General features: G+C 26.6%; 24 protein-coding genes. 22 read left to right on the forward strand and 2 right to left on the reverse strand.

Going from position 1 to position 25,050, the window contains the following annotated elements; genetic code table 4:
• Window positions 1-59: 59 nt before the first annotated feature.
• The 11 genes from mnmG to MCORR_RS01680 all read left to right on the forward strand — a co-directional run bounded on the left by mnmG (window position 60) and on the right by MCORR_RS01680 (window position 11,037).
• Window positions 60-1,931, forward strand: a complete 1,872-nt coding sequence (mnmG, locus tag MCORR_RS01635) for a tRNA uridine-5-carboxymethylaminomethyl(34) synthesis enzyme MnmG (RefSeq protein ID WP_104207854.1) — start codon at window positions 60-62, stop codon at window positions 1,929-1,931.
• Between the two features lie 48 nt (window positions 1,932-1,979).
• Window positions 1,980-3,398 carry an HU family DNA-binding protein gene (locus MCORR_RS01640; protein WP_104207855.1) on the forward strand — a complete coding sequence of 473 codons (1,419 nt, stop codon included), beginning with the start codon at window positions 1,980-1,982 and terminating at the stop codon, window positions 3,396-3,398.
• An 81-nt stretch (window positions 3,399-3,479) separates the two neighbouring features.
• On the forward strand, window positions 3,480-5,012 hold the full coding sequence (locus MCORR_RS01645; protein WP_104207856.1) for an APC family permease: 1,533 nt from the start codon (window positions 3,480-3,482) through the stop codon (window positions 5,010-5,012).
• 8 nt (window positions 5,013-5,020) lie between these two features.
• The gene (pgsA, locus tag MCORR_RS01650) at window positions 5,021-5,647 is read left to right on the forward strand and encodes a CDP-diacylglycerol--glycerol-3-phosphate 3-phosphatidyltransferase (protein ID WP_104207857.1); all 627 of its coding nucleotides are present in this window, start codon (window positions 5,021-5,023) and stop codon (window positions 5,645-5,647) included.
• A 31-nt stretch (window positions 5,648-5,678) separates the two neighbouring features.
• Entirely contained in the window at window positions 5,679-6,389 is a 711-nt protein-coding gene (rsmG, locus tag MCORR_RS01655) for a 16S rRNA (guanine(527)-N(7))-methyltransferase RsmG (RefSeq protein ID WP_104207858.1), read from the forward strand.
• On the forward strand, window positions 6,382-6,576 hold the full coding sequence (locus MCORR_RS03995; RefSeq protein ID WP_104207859.1) for a DUF951 family protein: 195 nt from the start codon (window positions 6,382-6,384) through the stop codon (window positions 6,574-6,576). The genes rsmG and MCORR_RS03995 overlap by 8 nt, the downstream gene beginning before the upstream one ends.
• A gap of 1 nt (window position 6,577) precedes the next feature.
• On the forward strand, window positions 6,578-7,672 hold the full coding sequence (ychF, locus tag MCORR_RS01665) for a redox-regulated ATPase YchF (protein WP_104207860.1): 1,095 nt from the start codon (window positions 6,578-6,580) through the stop codon (window positions 7,670-7,672).
• Window positions 7,644-8,357, forward strand: a complete 714-nt coding sequence (locus MCORR_RS01670; RefSeq protein WP_245851763.1) for a YgjP family zinc-dependent metalloprotease — start codon at window positions 7,644-7,646, stop codon at window positions 8,355-8,357. Before ychF ends, MCORR_RS01670 begins: the two co-directional genes overlap by 29 nt.
• A gap of 175 nt (window positions 8,358-8,532) precedes the next feature.
• Window positions 8,533-9,942: a uracil-xanthine permease family protein gene (locus MCORR_RS01675; RefSeq protein ID WP_104207861.1), complete on the forward strand. Its 1,410-nt coding sequence runs from the start codon at window positions 8,533-8,535 to the stop codon at window positions 9,940-9,942.
• A 190-nt stretch (window positions 9,943-10,132) separates the two neighbouring features.
• Window positions 10,133-10,276, forward strand: a complete 144-nt coding sequence (locus tag MCORR_RS03760) for a hypothetical protein (protein ID WP_181021203.1) — start codon at window positions 10,133-10,135, stop codon at window positions 10,274-10,276.
• Window positions 10,277-10,284: 8 nt separating this feature from the next.
• Window positions 10,285-11,037, forward strand: a complete 753-nt coding sequence (locus tag MCORR_RS01680; protein ID WP_104207862.1) for a hypothetical protein — start codon at window positions 10,285-10,287, stop codon at window positions 11,035-11,037.
• A 36-nt stretch (window positions 11,038-11,073) separates the two neighbouring features.
• On the opposite strand, the gene MCORR_RS01685 is transcribed toward MCORR_RS01680, so the two are convergent.
• The gene (locus tag MCORR_RS01685) at window positions 11,074-13,047 is read right to left on the reverse strand and encodes a type IA DNA topoisomerase (RefSeq protein ID WP_104207863.1); all 1,974 of its coding nucleotides are present in this window, start codon (window positions 13,045-13,047) and stop codon (window positions 11,074-11,076) included.
• 207 nt (window positions 13,048-13,254) lie between these two features.
• Between MCORR_RS01685 and gltX the strand changes: the two genes are divergently transcribed.
• From gltX to pyrG, 4 genes are all read left to right on the forward strand, one after another.
• Window positions 13,255-14,706 carry a glutamate--tRNA ligase gene (gene gltX, locus MCORR_RS01690; protein ID WP_104207864.1) on the forward strand — a complete coding sequence of 484 codons (1,452 nt, stop codon included), beginning with the start codon at window positions 13,255-13,257 and terminating at the stop codon, window positions 14,704-14,706.
• A 5-nt stretch (window positions 14,707-14,711) separates the two neighbouring features.
• Window positions 14,712-15,920, forward strand: a complete 1,209-nt coding sequence (locus MCORR_RS01695) for an HD domain-containing protein (RefSeq protein ID WP_104207865.1) — start codon at window positions 14,712-14,714, stop codon at window positions 15,918-15,920.
• Between the two features lie 23 nt (window positions 15,921-15,943).
• Window positions 15,944-16,333 (forward strand): DNA-directed RNA polymerase subunit delta, encoded by a 390-nt coding sequence (gene rpoE / locus MCORR_RS01700; protein ID WP_104207866.1) that lies wholly within the window; start codon window positions 15,944-15,946, stop codon window positions 16,331-16,333.
• A 61-nt stretch (window positions 16,334-16,394) separates the two neighbouring features.
• On the forward strand, window positions 16,395-17,987 hold the full coding sequence (pyrG, locus tag MCORR_RS01705; RefSeq protein ID WP_104207867.1) for a CTP synthase: 1,593 nt from the start codon (window positions 16,395-16,397) through the stop codon (window positions 17,985-17,987).
• Window positions 17,988-18,009: 22 nt separating this feature from the next.
• Here pyrG and MCORR_RS01710 read toward each other — a convergent pair whose 3' ends face one another.
• Entirely contained in the window at window positions 18,010-18,519 is a 510-nt protein-coding gene (locus MCORR_RS01710) for a GNAT family N-acetyltransferase (protein WP_104207868.1), read from the reverse strand.
• A gap of 65 nt (window positions 18,520-18,584) precedes the next feature.
• Here MCORR_RS01710 and MCORR_RS01715 point away from each other — a divergent pair, with 65 nt between their 5' ends.
• From MCORR_RS01715 to MCORR_RS01745, 7 genes are all read left to right on the forward strand, one after another.
• Complete coding sequence (locus tag MCORR_RS01715; RefSeq protein WP_104207869.1) at window positions 18,585-19,301, forward strand: ABC transporter ATP-binding protein; 717 nt, start codon at window positions 18,585-18,587, stop codon at window positions 19,299-19,301.
• The gene (locus MCORR_RS01720) at window positions 19,288-20,148 is read left to right on the forward strand and encodes an ABC transporter permease (protein ID WP_104207870.1); all 861 of its coding nucleotides are present in this window, start codon (window positions 19,288-19,290) and stop codon (window positions 20,146-20,148) included. Before MCORR_RS01715 ends, MCORR_RS01720 begins: the two co-directional genes overlap by 14 nt.
• Window positions 20,149-20,211: 63 nt before the next feature.
• Window positions 20,212-21,102 carry a class II fructose-1,6-bisphosphate aldolase gene (gene fba / locus MCORR_RS01725; protein ID WP_104207871.1) on the forward strand — a complete coding sequence of 297 codons (891 nt, stop codon included), beginning with the start codon at window positions 20,212-20,214 and terminating at the stop codon, window positions 21,100-21,102.
• 119 nt (window positions 21,103-21,221) lie between these two features.
• Window positions 21,222-21,506, forward strand: a complete 285-nt coding sequence (rpmE, locus tag MCORR_RS01730) for a 50S ribosomal protein L31 (RefSeq protein WP_104207872.1) — start codon at window positions 21,222-21,224, stop codon at window positions 21,504-21,506.
• Between the two features lie 100 nt (window positions 21,507-21,606).
• Window positions 21,607-23,508: a hypothetical protein gene (locus MCORR_RS01735; RefSeq protein ID WP_104207873.1), complete on the forward strand. Its 1,902-nt coding sequence runs from the start codon at window positions 21,607-21,609 to the stop codon at window positions 23,506-23,508.
• Complete coding sequence (locus MCORR_RS01740; RefSeq protein ID WP_104207874.1) at window positions 23,501-24,433, forward strand: DHH family phosphoesterase; 933 nt, start codon at window positions 23,501-23,503, stop codon at window positions 24,431-24,433. The genes MCORR_RS01735 and MCORR_RS01740 overlap by 8 nt, the downstream gene beginning before the upstream one ends.
• Window positions 24,433-25,050 carry a thymidine kinase gene (locus MCORR_RS01745; RefSeq protein WP_104207875.1) on the forward strand — a complete coding sequence of 206 codons (618 nt, stop codon included), beginning with the start codon at window positions 24,433-24,435 and terminating at the stop codon, window positions 25,048-25,050. Before MCORR_RS01740 ends, MCORR_RS01745 begins: the two co-directional genes overlap by 1 nt.

Below are 25,050 nucleotides of genomic sequence, written 5' to 3' on the forward strand. Positions count from 1 at the left end.
TTATTTTTATTTAATAAAAAGTGTAAAATATAAATACAAATTAGAAAGGTATTAATGCTATGGAAAATAAATATGACATTATTGTTGTTGGTGGTGGGCATGCAGGTGTTGAAGCAGCATTAGCTTGCGCACGACTAAATAAAAAAACAGCTTTAATCAATCTTTACGAAAATAAAATAGCAGCAATGCCATGTAATCCAAGTGTTGGTGGACCTGCAAAAGGAATAGTAGTTCGAGAAATTGATGCTCTTGGTGGTGAGATGGCTAAAGCAGCAGATGCAACAGCCCTTCAAACTAAGTTACTTAATTCATCAAGAGGACCTGGTGTTTGAGCAATAAGAGTGCAATCTGATAAAGATGAATATTCTAAATATATGTTAAAAATTATTAAGAACCAAGAAAATCTTGATTTAATATCTGAAGTTGTTATTGATTTAAAAATTGAAGATAACACCGTAAAAGGGGTTTATTTAACAAATAGAAAATTAATTGAAGCTGAAGTTGTTATTTTAACAACAGGAACATATTTAAAATCAGAAATATTAAAAGGGGAAGATAAATATTCTTCTGGACCAAATGATGAAATTACTACTAATGGCATTTCAGAAACTTTGAAAGCTCATGATATTGAGTTGTTTAGATTTAAAACAGGAACACCTGCAAGAGTTTATAAAAATTCTGTAGATGTATCAAAAGCACAAAAAGAACCGGGGACATCAAAAGAACTAGCATTTAGCTTTTCAACTAAAAATTTTACAAAAATCGAAGACCAAGAATTATGTTATTTAATTCATTCAACTAAAGAAACAAAAAAAATAATAGAAGACAATCTTCACAGGTCAGCTATGTATTCGGGTGCTATAGAATCTATTGGTCCAAGATATTGCCCGAGTTTTGAAGATAAGATAGTAAGGTTTTCAACTAAAGAAACCCATCAAATTTTTATTGAACCAGAATCAAAATTGGGTGATGCTTGATATATTCAAGGATTTTCAACATCAATGCCAATTGATGTTCAATTATTAATGATTAGATCTTTACCTGGTTTTGAAAAAGCTGAAGTTAAAAGCTGAGCTTATGCTATCGAGTATGATTGCATAAACCCTATGCAACTAAAACCATCATTAGAACTAAAAAACATTTCAAATCTTTTCACCGCTGGGCAAATAAATGGAACAAGTGGGTATGAAGAAGCGGCAGGGCAAGGATTAATGGCTGGTATTAATGCAGTTAGAAAAATTAATAAAAGCGATCCTTTGATTTTAAGAAGAGATCAAGCCTACATTGGGGTTATGATAGATGATTTAATTAATAAGGGTGTTTGAGAACCATACAGATTATTAACCAGTAGAGCTGAGCATAGATTATTATTAAGAAATGATAATGCTGAAAACAGACTTAAAAAAATTGGGCATGATATTGGGTTAATCAATGATGATGAATATAATAATTTTTTGATATTTGAAAAACAAATAAAAGCTGCAATTGATGACTTAACAGCAACGAGATTTACACCCAAATCAGATTTATCAATTAGACTTGGAGAGTTAAATCAAGCAAATATTAATCATGGATATAGTGGATTAGAACTAGTTAAAATACCAACAGTTAACGTAAAAGAATTAGTGCCATATTTTGATTCACTTAAAAAATTAAGTGAATTACAACTTCAATCGCTTGTTATAGAAACAAGATTTGAAGGATATATTAACACAGAAAAAAAAGTCGTTGAAAGATTAATAAAGCTAGAAAAAAAGCAAATTCCTGATGATGTTAAGTATGAATTAGTTGAAAATCTAGCAACAGAGGCTAGGCAAAAATTAATAAAAGTAAAACCCATAAATATAGGTCAAGCATCAAGAATTACTGGTGTTAACCCTTCAGATATACAAATGTTGCTATTTTACTTAAAAAATAACTATTCAAACTAACACATTTATAAGTTTATATTTTATAATATAATACAAAAGGAGACACATATGTCATTCGTAAAAAGTAATCAAAAACACAAGAACTCATGAAGTTTATTCTTTCAATTAATAGTTATAATTTTAATTATCATAGTTTTTAAAGTAACTAATCAACTTACCTTAGGAAATCAAGAATGATTAGAAAAAATCAATCAACTAATCATAGGAACTAATGAAAAATGATTTAATGGTTTTAACATATTGCAATCAATTGTAGGACCAATTGGTTTTAAATCTTTTATACAATTCAAATCAGTATTTGGTACTGAGGTTGCATTACCAGTATTGTTTGATATGATTTTAAATTGAGCAACAGTTTTGTTTTTAATTTTGTACATTCAATTAATATTTTTCTCAATTAGAAGGGAAAATAGATTTAACAGAATCATTAGTGAAAAAGATGAGGATTTTGAATTAATTGAAGTTAAACAAAAAGTTGAAAAACCAGTTATTGTTCAAGAAGTTAAACAAGAACCTTTAGTTGAAGAAAAACCAGTTAAACTAAAGACAAAAAAACAAAAAGTTGAAAAACCAGTTATTGTTCAAGAAGTTAAACAAGAAGATACACTTATAGCTAATCCAAGACAACAAAAAGTTGAAAAAAAAGTTTTTGCTAAACCAGCAAAAATAAAGTCTGAAAAATTAACAAAAGAAGCTAATGTTAAACCAATTTCAAATTCATCAGCTAAAACATCTTTTGAAACAGTTCAAGTTACAAAAAAACATTATGAACAAGTTTCAAAAGCAGATATTTTAAAAAAACTATATGAAGTTTTCCCTAATGAGAAAAAATCATATATGAAAAATACTATTGAAGTAATTTTTAAAATTATTGGAGATAAAATAAACTTAAGAGAAGAAGTTATTATTAACAATTTCGGAAAGTTTATTTCTCAACATAAAGATGCAAGACAAGGAATTAATCCTTTAACAGGACAACAGCTTGATATAGAAGCGTCAAACACAATTAAGTTTAAAGCAGCAAAACACCTTAAAGATGAAATGACAAAACAAACTTGAACAGGTTTATATTTTGTAAATAAACAAGTTGAAATGGATAAAACTATAGTTGATGAAAAAGTTAATGATTTTACAATTGAAGAAAAAACAAAATCAACATCTAAACCTAAAGTTGAAAAAAATCAACAATCAGCAGAAGAGTTACTAAAAAAATATGAAAAAAATTTAAAAGAAAAAAAACCTAGTCAATTAAATTCAAAAATGTCAACACAAGAAAGAGCTAAATTAGATGGATCTGATTCAATTGAAGAAACCAGATCTGAATTACAAAAACATGCAAATTCAATTAGAAAAATTGCAACTGAAAAAAACTTAAAAAAAAGTTTAAGTGATATTAACTTGCGCGACATGACTAAAAAAGAAATAATTGTTTATATGCACAAAGTTAAACAAGAACTTTCAAAATAATTTTTAGATAAATCTTGAATAAATAAAAAGCCCCAATAAGGCTTTTTATTTTATGGTAATTATTATAGAGAAGAGAAAAAAATGTTTAAAAAAGTTGACAAAAATTCTAAATGTTATGAATTTTGAAGTTTATTCTTATTAATAATAGGAATTTGCGTAGGGAGTGGTATTTACCTTAAAAATAAAGAATTAATAGAACAGACAAAAAACCCATTAATATCAGTTATTTTATGACTAGTAATAGGTTTTATTTGTGTTATATCATTTGTAACATTTATAGAAATTGCTAGATCTACTATAGATGGTGGAAACGGAACAACAAGTAATTGATCTAGAATTTTTATAAGTAGAAAAGTTGCATCTTTGTATTCAATATTTTATATATTTATATATATGCCTTCATATCAAGCAATATTTGTAGCAGCAACGATAACATATTTTTTAGAAATGGTGGGAGCTAAATTACTGCCATATCAATTATTATTAATATTTTTGATAATTGGTGTAAGTCTATATATCATGGGTGTTATATTAAATTTGAAAGCAAGTAAGTTTTCAAAATCACTTCAACTTTGAAGCTTACTAATAAGATACATACCACTTATAGTAGCTTTTTTTGCTGGTTTTATTCTAGCGATTTTTAGCAAAAATAATTGAAATTTAAATTCTACTGGTGATGCAACAACATGAAATATGTTTGCTGGTTTTGGAGCAATTTTATTCTCATTTGATGGATATACATTTGCAGCTAATAAACAAAAAAATATTAAAAATAAAGAGGTAGTTGGAAAAGCAATAATCATGGGTTTAATTTTTATTTCAATTTTTTACTTTTTAATGGCAATATCACTTTTTATGGGTGGTGATGGAAGTATACAATCTGTTTTAATTAGAGTAATTTCATTGGGAGAACCAAAAAAAGATAGCGTAGCAACAAAAGTTGCTACAGTTATTACTTTAGGGATAATGACAACAATTTATTTATTAAATGTTAATATGTTTACTCATTTTGGAATAACAAGCATGGTATCTGATCATAATATGAAATTAGTTTATATGCCAAATGTTAAAAATAAAATTAAATTCGCAGCTATATTTCAATCAACTGTTTCATATTTGTTCTTTGCAGCACTTGTAATCTGCGCTGTTTTGGTCAGTAATGGGGATTACCAAGGAATAACAAGCAAAACTGCAAATAATTCTCTAGCTATGACTTATATTGGACAAATGGCTTCAGTTGCTGTAGTTCTTCAATTTTGGCTTTTAACATCTTTAATAGTTGCTGCGATGGTAAATAGATTTACTAAAAAAATTGATTTAGAAAAACAAAAAGGATTTTGACCATGTTCTATAATAAGTTTAATTGCTTTTACAATTGTTGATATTTTTGGATTACTTGTTTTTCTTGTTCCGGATTTAATAAAATCTCGAGAGCTTAAGACTAATTGAGTTGAGTCTGGTGGTCTAGTATTCACAATGATATTTATAACTTCAATCTTATTTGTTGTTATAATGTGATTAGTGCAAGAAAAAATTTTCAAAATCAAACCTTTTAAAAATAGTTTTGAAGACTTGGTTGACAAAAACATGAAAGTTAACAACTGAGAAAATTAGGAGCAAATATGTTTAAAAAAAGTAATATACCAAATTTTTTAACTATGTTAAGAATTTTTTTAGGATTAGTTGTAATTATTTTATTAGCAATTTTAATAATCTTCAAAAAAGATGTAAAAAGTGGTGGCTCATTCAACATTAACCCCCTTTTACTAGCTGCTGGAATTGTGTTTATAGCAGCCAGTGTCACTGATTTTTTAGACGGATACATAGCAAGAAAATATAGTTATGTTTCTGACTTTGGAAAATTTTTTGACCCAATTGCAGATAAAGTACTAATTAATGCAACATTAATTTTATTTATTCCTTTAGGGTTAATCCCTTTTTGAATAACATTAATTTTAATATTAAGAGATACTGTTGTTGATTTTATAAGAATGATTTTGAGTTCTAAACAAATAACATTATCTGCAGGCATATTAGGTAAATTAAAAACTGTATTTCAGATGGTTGGCTTATCAATATTGTTTTTTCTAGCATACTTTGTAAATTTTCAAGGTATTGAAACAAATGAGATTGAAACAAAAGATATAATAATTAAACAAGTTATTTTAATTCCGATGTATATAGCAACTGCATTTAGTTTAATTAGTGGAGTTACTTACTTTATAAAAGCAAAACCACAACTTTTTTAAGATAAATTGTTTATTAAATCAAAGGAGACTAATGCCAATAAATTGATCAGTTTTTAAATCGATACTTAATATTGATATTAATAGTAGCCAACAAGAACAATTGCTTAATTTTTATGAAATACTAAAACAAGAAAATAAAAAACATAATTTAACAAGAGTTATTAATTTTGAAGAAGTATTTTATAAACATTTTTTAGATTGTTTAGTGTTTACCCAAAATATTAAATTGAATGACCAAAAAATTATAGATATTGGTTCTGGAGCTGGCTTTCCTGGAATAGTATTAAAAATAATTTTCCCAAATACAAAAATAACACTATTAGATTCAAATAATAAAAAAATCAGTTTTTTAAATAAAGTTATTAATGATTTAAAGTTAGTGAATATATGAGCAGTTCACGAAAGAGCAGAAGCATTATCACGAATTGAAAATGAAGAATACGATATTGTTATTTCTAGAGCTGTAGCATATCTTGATGTAATTCTTGAGTTAAGTGTTAGATTTGCTAAAAAAAATGGCAAAATAATACTTCTAAAGGGGCCAAGAGGTGAACAAGAACTTGCTTCTCAAGTTAAATTAGCACCAAAATTAAATTTAAAATTAGATGATGTTTCACATTTTTATCACAGTGAAATAGGTAAAAGAATTAATGTGTTTTTTACAAAAGTGAAAGAAACTCCTGAAATATACCCAAGAGAATATGCAAAAATAGTAAAAGAAAGCACAAAAAACAATGCATAAGGATTTAGAAATTGGTGATTATGTCATTTTAAAAAAATCTCACCCAAGTAAAACAACAAAGTGAAAGTTAATTAAAATTGGAGCCAATTATAAATTTCAAAGCTTTGAAATATATAATCTTTTTATAGAGTTGGATAGGCCAACTATGGATAAAACAATTAAATATATAGAAAAGAAGGAGAATTAAAATGAGTTTAAAAGTTGGTATAGTAGGTTTACCAAATGTAGGTAAATCAACATTATTTAATGCAATCACAAATTCAAGAGTTGAAGCAGCTAATTATCCTTTTGCAACAATTGAACCAAATGTAGGTGTTGTTGAAGTGCCTGATTTAAGACTTGAAAACATTTATAAAATATTTTCATCAAAGAAAAAAATATCAACAACCATTGAATTTGTTGATATAGCTGGTTTAATTGCTGGGGCTTCTAAAGGGGAAGGTTTAGGAAATGCATTTCTAGCAAACATTAGAGAAACTGATGCGATTTGTGAAGTAGTTAGATGTTTTGATAATAAGGATATTACTCATGTTGAAGGAAATGTTGATCCAATTAGAGATATTGAAATTATTAATTTAGAATTAATGCTTTCTGATGAAGCTTCTATTAAAAAAAGAATTGAAAGAATTACACCCAAAGTAAGGGGTGGGGATAAAGTTTTGAATGCCGAATTAGAATTATTAAAAAAAGCTGAAGATTGTCTTCAAAGTAATAAACTTTTAAATACATTAGAACTTAACGAAGAAGAAAGAAAAATATTTTCACATTTTCAGTTTTTGACAGCAAAAACTTTTATATATTTATGTAATGTAAATGATAATGAGTTGTCATTTGATAATGAGTATGTTCTTAAAGTGAAAGAATTTGCAAAACAAACTAATTCGTCAGTTGTTAAAATTTGTGCGAAGATTGAAGAAGATCTTTCAGATGCATCTGAAGAAGAAAAAAAAGAATTCCTATCTGATTTAGGTGTTGAGTTCTCAGGTTTAGAACAACTTATTAAAGCCGCATATGATGCTCTTGGCTTGCAAACTTATTTTACAGCTGGACCTCAAGAAGCAAGAAGTTGGCAATTTAAAAAAGGGTGAACAGCACCTCAATGTGCTGGGGTAATTCACACAGATTTCGAAAAAGGTTTTATTAAAGCTGACATATATAATGTTGAAGATTTAATGGTATGTGGAGATGAAAAAAAAGTCAAAGAATCTGGAAAAATGCGATTAGAAGGAAAAAGTTATATCATGCAAGATGGTGATGTATGCTTCTTTAAATTTAATGTCTAATTACAAAACCTTTAAAAATCTTTTATATCAAGGACATGATATAAAATATACATTGAGTTACAAAGACCAAAAACACATTATTTTAAAAGTTGTTGCTGGTGAAATAAAAGTGAGTGCGCCCCACTTTGCTGAACTATGAGAAATAGAAAGAATACTTTACAAAAACATTACAAAAATATTATCTGTTCAAAGTAACCACATTGTTACTTCTGTTTATGATTTAAATGCATCACAACCATGGATTAAAATTATGGGAGAAAAATACCACATTGAAATAAATGAAGAAATTACTAGAGCAAAAATAGTTGATAAAACAATTAAAATTAAAAATTATTATGACCAAGAAGTTCAAATTAAAAAAATTTATAGCTTGATAGGAAAAGAGTTTAAAAATTGATTTATAAGTAGAACAATAGATTGAAGTGTTAAAATGAATATTCCATTTAAAAATGTATCTGTTAAACTTATGAAAGCTAAGTGAGGTTATTGTTTACCAAAAGAATCAAAAATTTCTTATAATACAAAGTTATTACATTTTGATGATGAACATATAAGTTATGTAATTATTCACGAACTTGCACATATTCTTCACGCAAATCACTCAAAAGAGTTTTGAAACTTTGTAGAACAATATTCACCTAAATATCGTGAGATTCAAAAAACATTAAATTCTACTGGTGTTTAACACAAAGCATTTTTAAAATGTTATTATATTTCTTAAGTGATTAGGAGGTTATTATGAAAAGTTTATTTATTAAAACTGTTCATTTACCGATATCACAAATAATTTTTTTCATTCTTTCATAGTCACCATTGTTTGGTGACTATTTTTTTTGAAAAAATATAAAAGGAGAAAAACAATGGAAACTATTTTAGATAAAGATAAAGTTGCTTTAGCACTTGATGTTCATGAAAAACCAAGATCAAAACTGCAATGAACAATTTTGTCATTACAACACGTATTTGCTATGTTTGGTTCAAATGTATTAGTTCCTATGATAATAAATAGTACAATTTGTCCATCGGGTAATTTTCAATTAATGAATCCATCAATGGCTTTGTTTGCATCAGGGTTAGGTACTTTAATATATATAGCTTTAACAAAAGCAAAAGTACCAGTTTACTTAGGTAGCTCTTTTGCTTATATGATTGCTGTTGGTACATCATATAAAAATTATGGTAACTCAGTATTTTTTGCTATAATGTTTGTGGGTTTAATATATATATTGTTTGGCATAACAATTTATTTCTTAGGAAGTGGATTTGTTAAAAAAATATTTCCCCCAATTGTTGTTGGGCCACTAATTGTAATAATAGGATTGAGTGCGGCTCCAGCATCACTAGTGAATTCAGGAATTACTGGTAAAGATTGGTCTGAGGTTGGAAATGTTAATTATCCTCAATGAATTGCGTTTTTAATAGCTTTTATAACGTTTATAGCTATTGTTATAATAACAATTAAAGCAAAAGGGATATCAAAAATAATTCCAGTAATAATCGGTATTGCTGTAGGTTTTTTGACAGCTATCATTATTCACATTTCCAAACCAAGTTGAGGTCTAATAGACACATCCAAAATAACTGATGTTTCAAAATGAGAATGATACCCTTCATTTCAACCATTTTGAAAAGATATTACAGTTAAAAAAATAGGTCTTTCTATTATAGCAATTGCACCATTAGCTATTGTTGGTATGTCTGAACACATTGGTGATCATATAAGCATTGGAATGATAACAAATAAAGATTTTGTTAAAGATCCTGGTTTGCACCGCACACTTATAGCTGATGGAGTTTCAATCATTATTGACGGATTTATTGGTGGACCACCTAATACAACTTATGGAGAAAACACAGCGGTTGTAGGTATAACAAGAATTGCATCAGTTTGAGTTACTGGATTTGCAGCTGTTATAGCAATAATTTTAGCATTTATAGCACCTGTTAATCAAACAATATCAATGATTCCAGCACCTGTGATGGGGGGTATTGGAATGGTTATGTTTGGATTTATAAGTATAAATGGAATTAGAATACTAGCAACAAGTGATGTAGATTTTTTGAATATGAAAAACATTTTTGTAACTTCAACTATTCTTGTTCTTGGAATAGTACTAAGTATTATTGGAGATTCTATATTTGGTTTGCCTGGGATTGGCATTGCTGCATTTGCTGGAATATTATTAAATTTACTATTACCAGAAAAAATGCATCAAGGCATGCTTTATTTTTCAATCTTTAATAGAAAAAAAACAAAAAAAAGTAAATAAAAAAACATATAATCTACTCCCTCTTTTTCAGAAGTGTAGATTATATTTTTTAACATTTTATTTGAAACATTTATTTGTTTTTATACTAAATGGCATCTTTTTGAAGGCTAAGTGCTATTATTTACATATACAGGAAAACAAAACTTTGCTAAATTTAAAATAAATGTTTGACTGTAGAAAGGAAAACATTATGAAAAAAATATTAGCAATTAGTTCAACTATTTTAATAACTTTAACTATTGCTGTTACTCCATTATCTTGAGCTTTTCCAGCAGTTCTTGCACTAATTACTACCGCTACAACAATTATTGCTTGAATAGATGCAAGTAAGTAAGGTTTATTATGATTTCAAATAAAGATTTAATAGAATTAGCAATTATGTTGGTAGCGATATACATTTTAGCATTATTAGTTATATTTCCTTTGATGCACTGAGCAATTAGCATAGAATTAAAAGTTAAGTATAAATTGGTTGGAACTTTCATTAGTTCTAAATTTGATTTAGATAATTTTCCAATAATTTTAAAAGGAGACAAGGAAAAATTAATAACCTTTTATTTTTGAACGATTTTATTATCAATTATAGCATATGTTGGTTTTTTATTTTTTATACCAAGTGATTCTAGCGTCTTTAAATTCTATATTATAGCTATGTCAATTTCTCTTTTATTGCCTCTAATTTTTATAAGTTTTTTTATTTATCGAGTTAATAAGAAGTTAAAATTATTGAAGCTATATTCAAAAAAATACATTATTGAATATTTTAAAAATGAAATTAAAAAGCATGAAACAACATCTGAATACAAAAACTTTACTTTATATTATGAAGCAAATGAAAAATTTTCATTTCACAATTGACGAATTCAATTCCAACAAAGAAGATTTCAAAAAAAACTAAAAGCTTCTAAGTTAAAAAATGATTACTATAAACAATTCAAATTGTTTTTAAAATACCTAAGAATTAATGCCTATTTTATTAGTCAAACAAAACAAATAGATTTAATAAAAATTAAAACTGATAATCAAGAAATAAGTATAAAAGATTTAAAATCACTTTTAGTTGAAAATTTTATTGCTATGCTCGAAAATTCCTAAAAAAAATAAAATCTGTTATCACTCTGACAACAGATTTTATTTTTTTGCTTTAACATTATTGCGTTTTTTTGAATTTTTAAATTCTTTTTTTTCAACGCTATCTTCTTTTACAACAGAAACATATTCTTTTCAAGTTCCATCTGGTTGCTCGTATTCTCTATAACCACACTTAGTTACAGTAAAATTTGAGCACCCACGACCCCTATTAAATTTAGATTTAATAAACACAAGACTGCCTTCACCACATCTTGGGCAAGGTATATCACTTGTTTTAGAATTTTGAATAACTTGTTTTACTGATTCTGATAATTCTTTGTATAAATCACTTAATCAATGTTTATAATCGAATTTTCCTTCAGCAATTTCATCAAGTTTTTCTTCCATATTAGCAGTATAATTTAAGTTAAAAAATTCTGGGTATTTATCATATAAAAATCTTTCAGCTTCATATCCTTTTTCGGTAACTTCAAATGGTTTTCCTCTATGTGGTATGGCATATTCTCTTTCTTTTAACTTTGTTAAAGTTGGAGAATATGTTGAAGGTCTTCCAATTCCAAGTTCTTTAAGTTCTTTTATTAAACTTGCTTGATTAAACATTCTGGGAGGAGAAGTTTTAGCTTCTTCCATAATTATTAAGTCTTTTGATATGTCTATTGAAAAGTTTGAATTCATTTCAAAAGCAGGTTTATCAATATCAATTTCTTGGATTTCATCACCATTTTCGTCTAATTCAATATTTTCATCAGTATCGTTAGCTTTTAAACCATTATAACCTTGATCTAAAGTTTCTTTTCAAGATTGTTTAAATTCATACCCATTATTTCAAAAACTTCAGTTATGATAATAACCACTTGGTCCTTTCATTAATGATTTGATGGTATTTCACCAAATTAAGTTGTAAAGTCTTGCTGCATTCTTATCATCAACTATTGTCTCGATGTTATCGGGTCTTTGATCTAAATTTGTTGGTCTTATTGCCTCATGAGCTTCTTGTGCATTTGCTTGTGTTTTAACTGGAACTGCATCTTTAAATAAGCCATTTTTAAAATTTTTATTAATAAAGTCTTTTGCTTCAGCAGTAAATTCTGTTGAAAACTTATTTGAGTCAGTTCTTATATAAGTTATAAGACCTGCTTCATATAGTTTTTGTGAAGCAACAGTGATTTGAGAAGCACTCATTCTTAACTTACTAAATCCATCTTGAAGTAAACTAGCTGTTGAAAAAGGTTTAAAACTTCTAACTTCAAAAGGTTTTGATTTATATGACTCGCATTTAAATTTTGAGCTTAAATTTTTTAAAATGTTGTTGGCTTGTTCTTCAGAAACAAAATAAGTTTTTTCTGTATTGACAATTAAGTTGTTATCATCTCGGTGTAATGTTAAATTAATGTTTCTTTTTGAATCAATAACAAATATTTTTTTATAAATTATTTCTTTAAAGGTTTTAATAATTTTATCTCTTTGAACTAAAATATTAAGTGCAGGAGTTTGAACACGACCAGCGCTTAATAACCCAGTACCTTTTTGTAAGGAATTTGAAACCAAATACCCAATAATTTTGTCCAACATTTGTCTAGAAAGTTGCGCGTTAACTAAATTTTGATCAATATCTCTCATTTCACGGAATGCTTTAACGACAGCTGCTTCGGTGATTTCATTAAATGTTGCTCTTTTAATTACTTTTTTATCTTTGATAAATAAGTTAGAAAGATGTCATGCAATTGCTTCACCTTCTCTATCAGGATCAGATGCCAATATTATTTCGTCTGCATTTTTACCAGCTTTAACAATTTCAGCAACGTTTTTCTTTTTTAATTTGTCAACAGTAAATTTGGGAGTTACTGTTTCAAAGTCAATACCAAGTGCTCAAGGACCAGAATCAGATATTTTGTTGATGTGCCCCCCACTAGCCATGACTTCATAATTATTTTCAGGAAAGTTATCTTCTAAAAAATGCTTTATTTTATCTATTTTTGATGGTGATTCTAATAAGACTAATATATTTGACATTAACTTACCCCCTTCATCCAATATATTAAACACTATTTTTTGAAAGAAAAACAAAATTTTATAAAATTATTTTTTGCACAATAAAACATATGAAGTATTTAAATAATATTTATTTAAAAAAATAATCAAGTAAATAATAATAACTAAAAATTAAATATTTTCAAAAATAAAAGTATAAAATTATTACCAATTAGTGAGGAAAAAAACATGACTGAAAAAATTAGATTGAGATATGCTCCATCACCTACAGGTTACTTACATATAGGCAATACAAGAACAGCTTTAATGAATTACTTATTTGCTAAACATTTTAATGGTGACTTTATAGTTCGAATTGAAGACACAGATCTTGAAAGAAATGTTGAAGGTGCTATTGAATCACAATTTGCAAACTTAGAATGATTAGGAATTGATATAGATGAATCATTTTTTAAACCAGGTAATGAATCATATGGAAAATATAAACAATCTGAAAAATTTAAAAGATATGAAGATTTTGCAAATAAACTTGTAACTCAAAAAAAAGCATACTTTTGTTTTTGTACTCCTGAAGAATTAGAACAAGATTATAAACAACAAGAAGCAAAAGGAATAGTTGCTACAAAATATTCTGGAAAATGCAAGTTACTTTTACAAGAAGAAATTGATAAAAAGATTTCTAACAATCAAGAATATTCAATAAGATTTGCTGTCATTGACGATCAAATTCATTTCGAAGACTTTGTTAAAGGGAATATTAGTTTTGATTCAAGTGAACTAGGAGATTTTGTGATTTTAAAATCCAACAAAATAGCTACATATAATTTCGCTGTAGTGGTTGATGATCATGATATGGATATAACACACGTATTAAGAGGTGAAGAACATATTTCCAATACACCAAGACAAATACTTATTTATAAAGCTTTTGATTGAAAAATGCCTGTATTTGGTCACATGTCATTAATAATTGATAGCTCAGGTAAAAAGTTATCAAAAAGAAGTGGGAATGCTTTATTTTTCATTGAACAGTATAAAAAACAAGGTTATTTACCAGAAGCTATGCTTAATTACATTTCTTTATTAGGATGATCACCAAGTGGTGAAAAAGAAATTTTTAGTAAAGATGAGCTAATAAAAATATTTGATGATAAAAGATTTAGTAAATCGCCTTCAACTTTTGATATGACAAAAATGAAATGAATCAATTCACAGTATATGAAAAAAATGAGTGATGAAAAATATTTAGATTTTGTTTTCAATTTTATAAATAAAGAAATATATGGTATTGAAAGTAAAAGCAAAGATTGAATAAATAAAATGTTGTTATTGTTTAAAAATGAAATAGAATTTGGAGAACAAATTAACGACCATTTAGATTTATTTTTTGTTGATAAGCAAATTTCATTAGAACTAAAATCAAAATTTAATGAAATATTAAATGCACCATTAGTACTTAATGCTTTTGAACAAGGAATAGTAAATATAAAAGAATGAACAATTGAAAAAATTAAAGATGTTATTAAAGTAGTTTCTAATACTACTCAAACAAAAGGCAAAGAATTGTTTATGTCAGCTAGAATTGGATGTACATCATCAGAGCACGGCCCAAGCCTTGCTGAAGTGATATATTTATTAGGAAAAGAAAAAGTTTTAAATAATATTAAAAAAGTAAAGTAGGTAAAATGCAAAAAGTTTTTAGAGATAGTGTACATGGAGATATATTTTTTGAAAAAGATATGTTTGTCGAAATATTAAATACACCTGAAATGCAAAGACTTAGAAGAATTTTTCAACTAGGTGGTTCACAATTTGCCTTTTCAAGTGCTACACACACAAGATTTATGCATTGTATAGGTGTTTATGAAGTTGTAAACCAATTTATAAATCTTTCTGAATTCAATTCTATAGATGAAAAAGAAAAAGACTTGATTAAGTTAGCTGGTTTAATGCATGATATTGGTCATGGTCCCTTTTCTCACACATTTGAAAAAGTTTCAAATAAAAGTCACGAAGAATATAGCGCAGAAATAATTTCAAATAAGAAAGGAAACATACGACCAATATTAGAAAAATACCAAATAAATCCTGATGAGGTTATTTCCATTATTAAAGGTAAACACCCTAAAAAACAATTAAATTTATTAATAAGTAGTCAACTAGACGCAGACAGAATTGATTATTTAAAGCGTGACTCTTATAATTGTGGAGTGAACTATGCTTCTTTAGATACTAGTTTTTTAATTCGCAATGCAAAACTTATAGATGATAAAATTGTCTATCCCATTAAAACTGTTTATGCAATTGAATCTTATTTATTGGGAAGATATCACATGTACAAACAAGTTTATGAACACAAAGCATCAATAGCTTTTGACACACATTTCAGAATCTTATTTTTAAGGTTAAAAGATTTATATGATCTAAATTTTAAATTTAAAGAAAAAAGAATTAGTAAATACTTTTATTCAATGTTTGATCGTGGAGAAATACCAGTAGATCTATATTTAGAATTAGACGATATGACAACAATTGATATTATTAAAAATCTTGTTAAAGAGAATGATGAAATTCTTTCAGACTTATCAAATAGAATCTTAAATAGACAATTTTTTAATTTTAAAGTTGCTGATGAATTTAAAGCAAAAGAAATAAAAAATAAACTTAAAGCAAAAGGTTTGGATTTAAAATACTACTTTATAGAATTTAAACCTAAAAAAACTTTAATATATAAAGACGGAATAATTGATGGTAAAGATCAAAGTATTTACATTCAAGATTCAAATGGTAAAATAAAATCTTTTAATGAATTTAGCTTATTAGCAAATACAATAAAAGAAATAGAGCATGAAAAAATTGCAAAAAAATACATGTTTCCAAAAGAAATGGTTTAGAATATACACTTAGGAGGTTCAAAATGACAAATAAACAAAATATTGATTTAGCATACGATTTTCTAAAAAAAGCAAAAGGTCCATGTAAATTATTGGAAGTTTGAGAAGGAATTAAAACTCAAGTTATTAACAACAAATCTGATGAAAATGAAACTATTGCTGATTTATATAGCGAAATGATTTTAGATAGTAGATTTGCTTTAAGTAAAACACAAGGTTGAACTGTTGCTGATGGTAAAAAAGTTGAAAACATTAAAACAGAATTAAAAATAACCCCTAAAAAACCAAAAGATAAATCAGAAGAAGAGTCTATTGATGATGAAGACGAGGACTTAGAAGTCTATGATGAACTTTTTGTTGAAGAAGAGGAAGAAGAAACTATTCAAGTTTTTTATAACGAAGACGAAGATTAATATATAATTAAAAAGTTGTTTACTTTTATGTTTTAACAACTTTTTATTTTGAAAGGACATTATGGCAAAATATATTTTTATTACAGGTGGAGTTGTTTCTGGTCTTGGAAAAGGAATTACAGCATCTTCTTTAGGAACTATTTTAAAAGCAAGTGGAGTTAAAGTTTATATGCAAAAATTTGACCCATATTTAAATGTTGATCCTGGAACAATGAGTCCATACCAACATGGAGAGGTTTTTGTGACTGAAGATGGTGGAGAAACTGATTTAGATTTAGGTCACTATGAAAGATTTATTGATGTAAATTTATCTAAGTTTTCATCAAACTCAGCTGGTAGAATATATAAAGATGCTCTTAATGCTGAAAGAAGAGGGGATTGAGGTGGTCAAACAATACAAGTTGTACCTCACATCACTAATTCAATTAAAAACAAAGTGTATCAAGCAGCTAAAACAAGTGGAGCTGATGTGGTTATAACTGAAATCGGTGGAACTGTTGGTGATATTGAATCACAACCATTCATTGAGGCTATTAGACAAATAAGAATGGAAGAAGGCAAAGAAAATGTAATTTTTATTCATGTTGCTTTACTAGTTTATTTACAAACATCAAAAGAATATAAAACAAAACCAATTCAAATGTCAGTAAAAGAGTTATTGTCACTAGGTATTCAACCAGACATTGTTGTTCAAAGAACTGATAAACCTTCATCAGATGATATAAAAAACAAAATTTCATTATTTTGTAATATACCATCATCGCATGTAATTGATGCGATTGACAGAAGTTCTATATATGAAGTTCCAATTGACATGTTTGATCAAAATCTTCATGAAATAGTAATAAAACAATTAAATTTAAAAACAGTAAAAACAAATCTTCAACCATGAGTTAATTTTGTTGAAAAAATAAAAAAATCTTCTGAAGAATTTGAAGTTACTTTTGTTGGTAAGTACATTGAATTACAAGATGCTTATCTTTCTGTTATTGAATCTCTAAAAATTGCTGGTTATGAATATAATAGGAAACTGAAAATTAATTGAATTCAAGCTGATAAAATGAATCAAGAAAACTATGAAGAAATTTTAAAATCTTCAAAAGGCATTTTAGTACCCGGAGGATTTGGAGATAGAGGGATTGAAGGGATGATTCTTGCTGCTAAGTATGCAAGAGAAAATAACATTCCATATTTAGGTATATGCTTAGGCATGCAAATTGCTACAATATCTTATGCAAGAGATGTTGCTGGATTAAAATCAGCACACTCAACTGAATTTGATCAACACACAAAACAGCCTGTTTTTGATTTTATAAAAGGTATTGATATAGAAAATCTTGGGGGAACTTTAAGATTAGGTGTTTATGAAACTGAAGTTAAAAAAAATACTTTATTGGAAAAACTTTATGAAAAATTAAATTTTTTAGAACGTCATCGTCACAGATACGAATTTAATAATGAGTTTAAAACTAAACTTGAAGATGCTGGTTTAGTGTTTTCTGGAATTTACAAAGAACTTAATTTAGTGGAAGTTATTGAATTACCAAATCATAAATTTTATATAGGTTGTCAGTTCCATCCTGAATTTACTTCAAGACCCAATAAACCAAACCCATTGTTTAAAGGTTTTGTAGAAGCAATTGTAAAAGAATAAAAAAATCTCGCTTGAGATTTTTTTATTTTATTCAAAATCTTTTATAATTGTGTTCTCCATTACTGCGAACATCTTCAAAAACTCCACCATTTTTAATAATAACTTTTTCTGATGCTATATTTGTATCCAAGCAAGTAATTAAAACTTTATCAATTTTTTCTTTTTTGCAAATTTGTAATACTTGATAAAGGGTTTTGCTTGCGACACCTTTATTCCTATGTTTTGGAGAAACATAATAACCAATATGTCCACCATAATTTAAAAGATAGTCATTAAGAGAAAATCGCAAATTTATTAAACCTAATAAAATATCTGTTTTATCAACTATTAAATATTGTCTAAAAGGTACTCAATTATTTTTACCAATACCTTTATTTACAAAATCAATTCAGTCAGTAGTATTTTTAAAATCTAATAAATCAGCTGAACCATGTATCCCATCGGATGATTCGCCAGAATCAATAAAATCATTTTTTAATTTTTCTAATTGATTTAAGTATTTAATTTGTGGTTTTACTATCTTTAATTTCATACTTTTTCCTTTATTTAGTAATTATATTAATAGTATAATTTATTTATTACAAAGCAGGAGGTAATATGTCAAATATAATTGAAATAAAAGATTTAGAAAAAAAATTTAAAGAAAAAATTGTATTTAAAAATTTAAACCTTAATATTAAAAAAGGCGAAAAAGTAGCTATTATGGGTTCTAATGGATGTGGTAAAACAACTTTAGTCGAAATGATTGCACAGTTTGATAAACCAACTAACGGAGAGATAAAAATAAATATACAGGGAAATTTTAAAAATGAAATAGGCATTCAGCTCCAAACTGGTGAATGACCACCTGGAGTCACTCCATATGATATGCTAATTTTTTATAGAAGTGTTTATCCAAAATTTACATCAGAGTGAGAAAGAGAAATTTCTACTGTTTTTGATATTCAAGAGTTTATAAAAACACCTTTAAAAAAGTTATCAGGCGGTCAGAGACAAAGGTTTAATGCAATGATTTCTGTTATGAATAATCCGCAAATAGTTATACTTGATGAATTGACTACTGGATTAGATATGGAATTACAAAATAAAATAATAGATTTTTTTAGTAAAAAAATAAATGAATTTGGACAAACACTATTATTAGTTTCCCACCATCCTGAAGAAGCAGAAATTTTGTGTAACAGAATAATAATTATAGATGAGCAAAAAGTATTTTTTGATGAAAAAATAAAAGATGTTGTAAAAAAGTATGGTTCCTTAAGATCTGTAATGAATTTATTTTTTAAAGGAGAATTGAAGAATGAAATTAAATAATTTTAATTTTAAAAACCAAAGTAGTATTTTTAAAAACTTAAATCTACTTGTTTTTAAATCTTTTGTAAAAGACTCAAGGAATTATGTATTCATGATAATTATGCCAATATTTTTAACAACAATATTTTTTTATGTTTTTGATAAAAGAGGGGCAACAGTTTTTAGTTATGCATTATTGCCTTGTTTAACAATCATAACATCTTTGACACCTTCAATAGTTGAATGAAAAAATTCAGTGTTTTTAAAAAGAATAGATATTACTGGAGTAAAAAAAAGTATGTTTATTGCTTCAGTTTGATTTGTATACTTGTTGGCTGGTATAGTTTGTTATCTGATAATTTTAGTATATGGATTAATATTAGCTTCAGTTTCTTTAAAAGGAAAAGATTTTATAGAATTTCAGCATATGTTTTCAACTATAAAATATGGATATTTGGTTTTTTCAATATTTTTAGTTTGTATAACTTCAATTGCAATTGCAACTTTTCTTGGCGGATTAGCTAATGCTCCAGGAGCAATACAGGGTATTGTCATGATAGTTTATTTTATTACAATGTTTTTATCTGGTGTGATGTTACCCCCGCAATTAATATATTCAAGTAAAGTTTTAGTTATTGCTACATATCTTATTCCTCATAAATATTGCGTATTTTTATATTTGCATGCAATGAATCCTGGGGGTTGAAAAGATATAGTGGAAATCATGCCTACTCAAAATCCAATGTCATTTCAAGGTGCATATAATAGTTTTACACAATCTTGACAACCAATAATAGGATCAATATTAGCATTAATATTATTATTTATAACTACAATTAAAACATTTAAATGAACTGCAAAAAGATAATTATTTTTTAAAAAACTTTTAAAAGTTGTATAATCATAATGAATAAAAGAAAAAGAGGATAAAATGACAAGAATTTATAGTAAAAGATTAGTTAATGCTACTGCTATGGTTAAAGCAGCACATGAAAATAAATATGCAATTGGGCACTTCAACATCAATAATTTAGAATGAACTAAAGCTATTTTAGAAGCCGCTCAAGCTTCAAAAACACCAGTAATATTAGGGACAAGTGAAGGTGCTATTAAATATATGGGTGGTCCAATTACAGTTGTAGGAATGGTTAATGGACTGTTAGAAGAATTAAATATATCAGTTCCAGTTGCTTTACACTTAGACCATGGTCAATCAATTGAAATGGCTAAAAAATGTATTTTAGCTGGTTATTCATCAATTATGTTTGATGGATCTCATTTACCTTATGAAGAAAATCTTGCTAAAACAAAAGAAATTTTAGTTTTTGCTAATGAACACGAAGTTTCAGTTGAAGCAGAAATTGGTTCAATTGGTGGGGAAGAGGATGGAGTTGTTGGTAATGGTGAACTTGGTGATCCAATACAAGCAGCAGAAATTTCTAAAACAGGAATTGCAATGTTAGCAGCCGGAATTGGGAATATTCATGGTAAATACCCAGAATGATGAACAGGGCTATCATTTGATACCTTAAAAGACCTACAAGCAGCATGTAGCATGCCTATGGTGTTACATGGTGGAAGTGGAATTCCTCAAGATCAAGTTATTAAAGCTATTTCATTAGGAATCTCAAAAATCAATGTTAATACTGAATTGCAATTAGCTTTTAGAGATGCTACAAGAAAATATATTGAAGCTGGAAAAGATCTTGATGATGCATCAAAAGGATTTGACCCAAGAAAATTATTAAATCCAGGTTATCAAGCGTTAAAAGAAACTTTTAATGAATTAACTGGTTGATTTGGGTGCCAAGGTAAAGCTTAATAAAAGTTTTAATGCAGCAAAAAATGCTGTATTTTCATTTCTTTTTAAATAATTGTTATATACTTATAAATGTACTGAAATTATCTAAAATGATAACATAGTGTGAAAGGAGATACATTATGCCAAAAAAGGATATTCAACCAAAATACTTTGAAGAAGCAAAATTTACTTGTACAACTTGTTCAAATGAATTTATTTGTGGAACAACTAGAAAAGAAGAGGTAAGGGTTGACGTTTGTTCAAACTGTCACCCATTCTATTCAGGAGCTACAAACTTTGCTAACACAACAGGGCGTGTTGAACAATTTAAATCTAAATTTGCAAGAAAAGACGAAATTAACACATCTGTTCAAGAAGCATCTAAAAAGCAAAAACAAGAAAATAAATCAAAAGACAAAAAATAGAAAAAGTCAGCAATGGCTTTTTTGTTTTATAACACTTTAAAATAATACCCTTTTGTTTTAAAATTAAAAATAGTTATAAGTCATTTAGAAAGGGGTATTTATGTCATACAAAGTTAAGGATTTTGCCCCTATTTTAAAAATTGATAGTATAAAAAAAGTTAACTTTTCTAATATAAGTGGGGAAACTACAAATATTTACTTATCTGAATCAGAAGATAAAGCTTTAAAAAAAATATTATTAGGAAAAATTAAAAATAAGTCAGGCAGATTTAGAATTGATGAAATTGATGTTATTAATAAAAGCTTTGTTAAACGCAAAGTTGAATTCATAACACCTGACAAATGAGTTAATCGTTTTGTACCGATTAGAGCGATATTAGTTTTTTCTTTGTTTTTTGATCTTAATTTCTTAAAAAAAGCCAGAATAAATCATACCGATAAAAAGTATGAATATTTATCTTTAGTAGATTCTAAAAATGATGTAAGTGATTTAAAAGTAAGAAATGAAGTAAATAAAGCAATTGAAAAATATTTAAAATCTGTTGCTGATAACCATAAAAAATTAAACAAAAATTTGTTAAATCAAATTTCAAATATAAATGAAAAAAAATCAGAAGCTATTTTTGAAGAATTTCCACCACAAATAAAAGTTATAGCAAAAGCTATTTATGATAATGAATTTGAAATACTATTTAGTAAAAAGTTATTAAAGTTTAATCAAGTTTTGTTTGATAAAATAAACTCTATAAATGACATAAGAGACGCATGTCCTTGTGAATATAATGCGAAAAGATCTAAAAATAAACTTTTAAGAAAAAAATCTCACCTTTTTAAATTTGCTCAAACAAAGTACATAGTAACTAAACAAGCAAAGTTTATAGCAATAAACATAAACGATATTAGATTAAAAACTATAAAAGCAACTTTTCAAAAAAGAGAATTAAAAAAACAATTAAAATTTGAATTAAGTAAGTTCTACAAAACATTTAATGTTTCAAAAGAAATGAGTCAAAAGGTATCATTTGAAATGAATAACTGACAAAAAATTATAGAAGATTTATTTTTTGAAAACTCAAAAGTGGAAAATATTTTTATTTTGGATTTTGTTAAAGAAGAAACAAAAAGATTAAGAGAATACGTTGTAAATAAAATACATAATGATTATCATAAATTAATATTTACTGTTGAAATAGAATATGGTAATAAAAACGAATTTGCTGCACTTAAAAAACATTATAAAAAAAAGGTTAAATCTATTTTTATACAATCAATAAATATAATTAATAAAACAACTAAAAGATTAGACCTTAATTTTGAATGATGATTGAAAAGTAGTTTTAAAATTTCTTCTTTAAACATAATTTATGCAAAAATTTTAAAAGCAATTAATATGGGTAAAAAAAATATTATATTTTCTGACTTTCTTCACTTACTAACAAATAACGATTTCAAAACTTTAATGAAGTCAATTGAAAAAATAAATGAGTTTTATCCAGATGTATCAATAACTATTCTACATTCTAAATTAAAAACATTGCAAGATCTTCACCCCAAAACTTTAATATATGCAACAATTAAAAACGAGATGAAAAGAACTAATGTTTTAGATTTATTAAATGAAAAGTATCAAGAAATATTTGATGGTGAACTATTTTCATCAAACAAATTAGAATTTACAAAAAGTAATGATCAACTTATTAAAATTGAAAATAGGTTATGAAATATAAAAGTATCAAGTAAAATTAAAAATGGATATTTATTAATAAACCCATTTGAAGTAGAAACAGATTTTATAGAAGATAAATCACTTCCTTTAAACATAAAAATAATTAAAAATTCAAGATTTAATGACAAAAATATTTATTGTGGAATTACCACAAATAAAGCAAGGATATTTTTTTACGAAAATAAAAAAAGTTATGAAAAAGACCAAAAATTGACGATTTATTTAAAAAACCAATCAGTGATTTCAATTATAAACAAGGAGGAAGATAATGCATAAGTTATTAATAAATAAAATAAAAAAATATAAATCTATAATAATTGCTAAACATGTTAAGCCAGATTGAGATGCGCAAGGTAGTTCAATGGGATTAGCCTATTTAATTCAACAGAACTTTCCAAAAAAACAAGTATATATTCCTGGTGATAGATTAGATGATAATAAGGATTTTTTAGCTAAAGAACTTACAGATGAAATAATTAAAGTATCTTTAGTTATAACTGTTGATACAGCAGTTAAAGAGAGAATTGACTTTAATAAGTTTGACTTAGCAAAAGAAACATTTAAAATTGATCATCACATTAATATTGACTCATATGCTGATTTTGAAATAGTTGATGAGAATGCAATCGCTTGTACTCAAGTTATAACTTTGTGAGCTAATAAAATGAAACTTAAATGATGTGCAGAAGCTGCTAATAATCTTTACAAAGGACTTTTAACAGATAGTGGTAGATTTTTATTTCCTAATACTAAAGCTTCAACTTTTGAAGCTGCAAGAATACTATTAGAAAACGGTACTAACTTAAAAAAAATTCACGATAGTTTATATGTTTCTGACTTAAAGAAAAAACAGTACTTAAATTATGCTTTCTCAAAACTTGAAGTTACAAAAGAAGGTGTTGGTAGTATTATAATAACTAAAGAAGATCAAAAACCTTGAAATTATAATTATGAAGATTATAAATCTGCTTTAGGAACAATGAGTGGTTTAAGCGAAATTAAAATTTGAGCATTAATTATTGAACTAGATGATGAAATAAAAGTCTCATTAAGAAGTAGAGATTTTGAAATTGATAAAGTAGCAAACAAATACAATGGCGGTGGTCATAAACTTGCTAGTGGATGTAAACTAAATAAAATAGAAGATTACAAAAAACTTGTAAGCGATCTTAAAAAAGTTATTAAAGAAGGAAATAAGTAATGATACCCAAAAATGAATTTAATATACCTAAAAATAATTTAGGTTGAATAGAACTAATAACTGGATGTATGTTTGCTGGTAAGACAGAAGAGTTTATAAAAAGGTTAAATAGGCATGCATATGCAAAAAAGAATATTATAACTTTTAAACCAATAATTGATGATAGATATTCAAAAGAAAATGTTGCTTCTCATTCTGGAACTAAACTAATATCTAGTCCTGTTAAAGATACAAATGAATTAAAAAAAGTTTTTGCTAAACAAAATGCCATTAATCCTATTGATGTTGTTGGTATTGATGAAGTTCAATTCTTTGACGAAGCAATAGTTGATTATATTAATGAATTAGCAGATAGCGGAATAATTGTTATAGTTACTGGACTAGACAAAGATTTTAAATGTGTTCCTTTCAAAAATGTTGATAGATTACTACCATTAGCTGAAATGGTTGATAAGTTGACAGCGATTTGTGTAAAGTGTGGAAACTTTGCAAACCGAACACAAAGAATTATAGATGGAAAACCAGCTAAATGGTCGTCTCCTTTAATATTAGTTGATGGGAACGACAGCTATGAAGCTAGATGTAGAAATTGTTATATTTTAAACAAGGAGAAATAA

Source organism: Mesoplasma corruscae, assembly GCF_002930145.1.
GTDB lineage: Bacteria > Bacillota_I > Bacilli_A > Mycoplasmatales > Mycoplasmataceae > Entomoplasma > Entomoplasma ellychniae.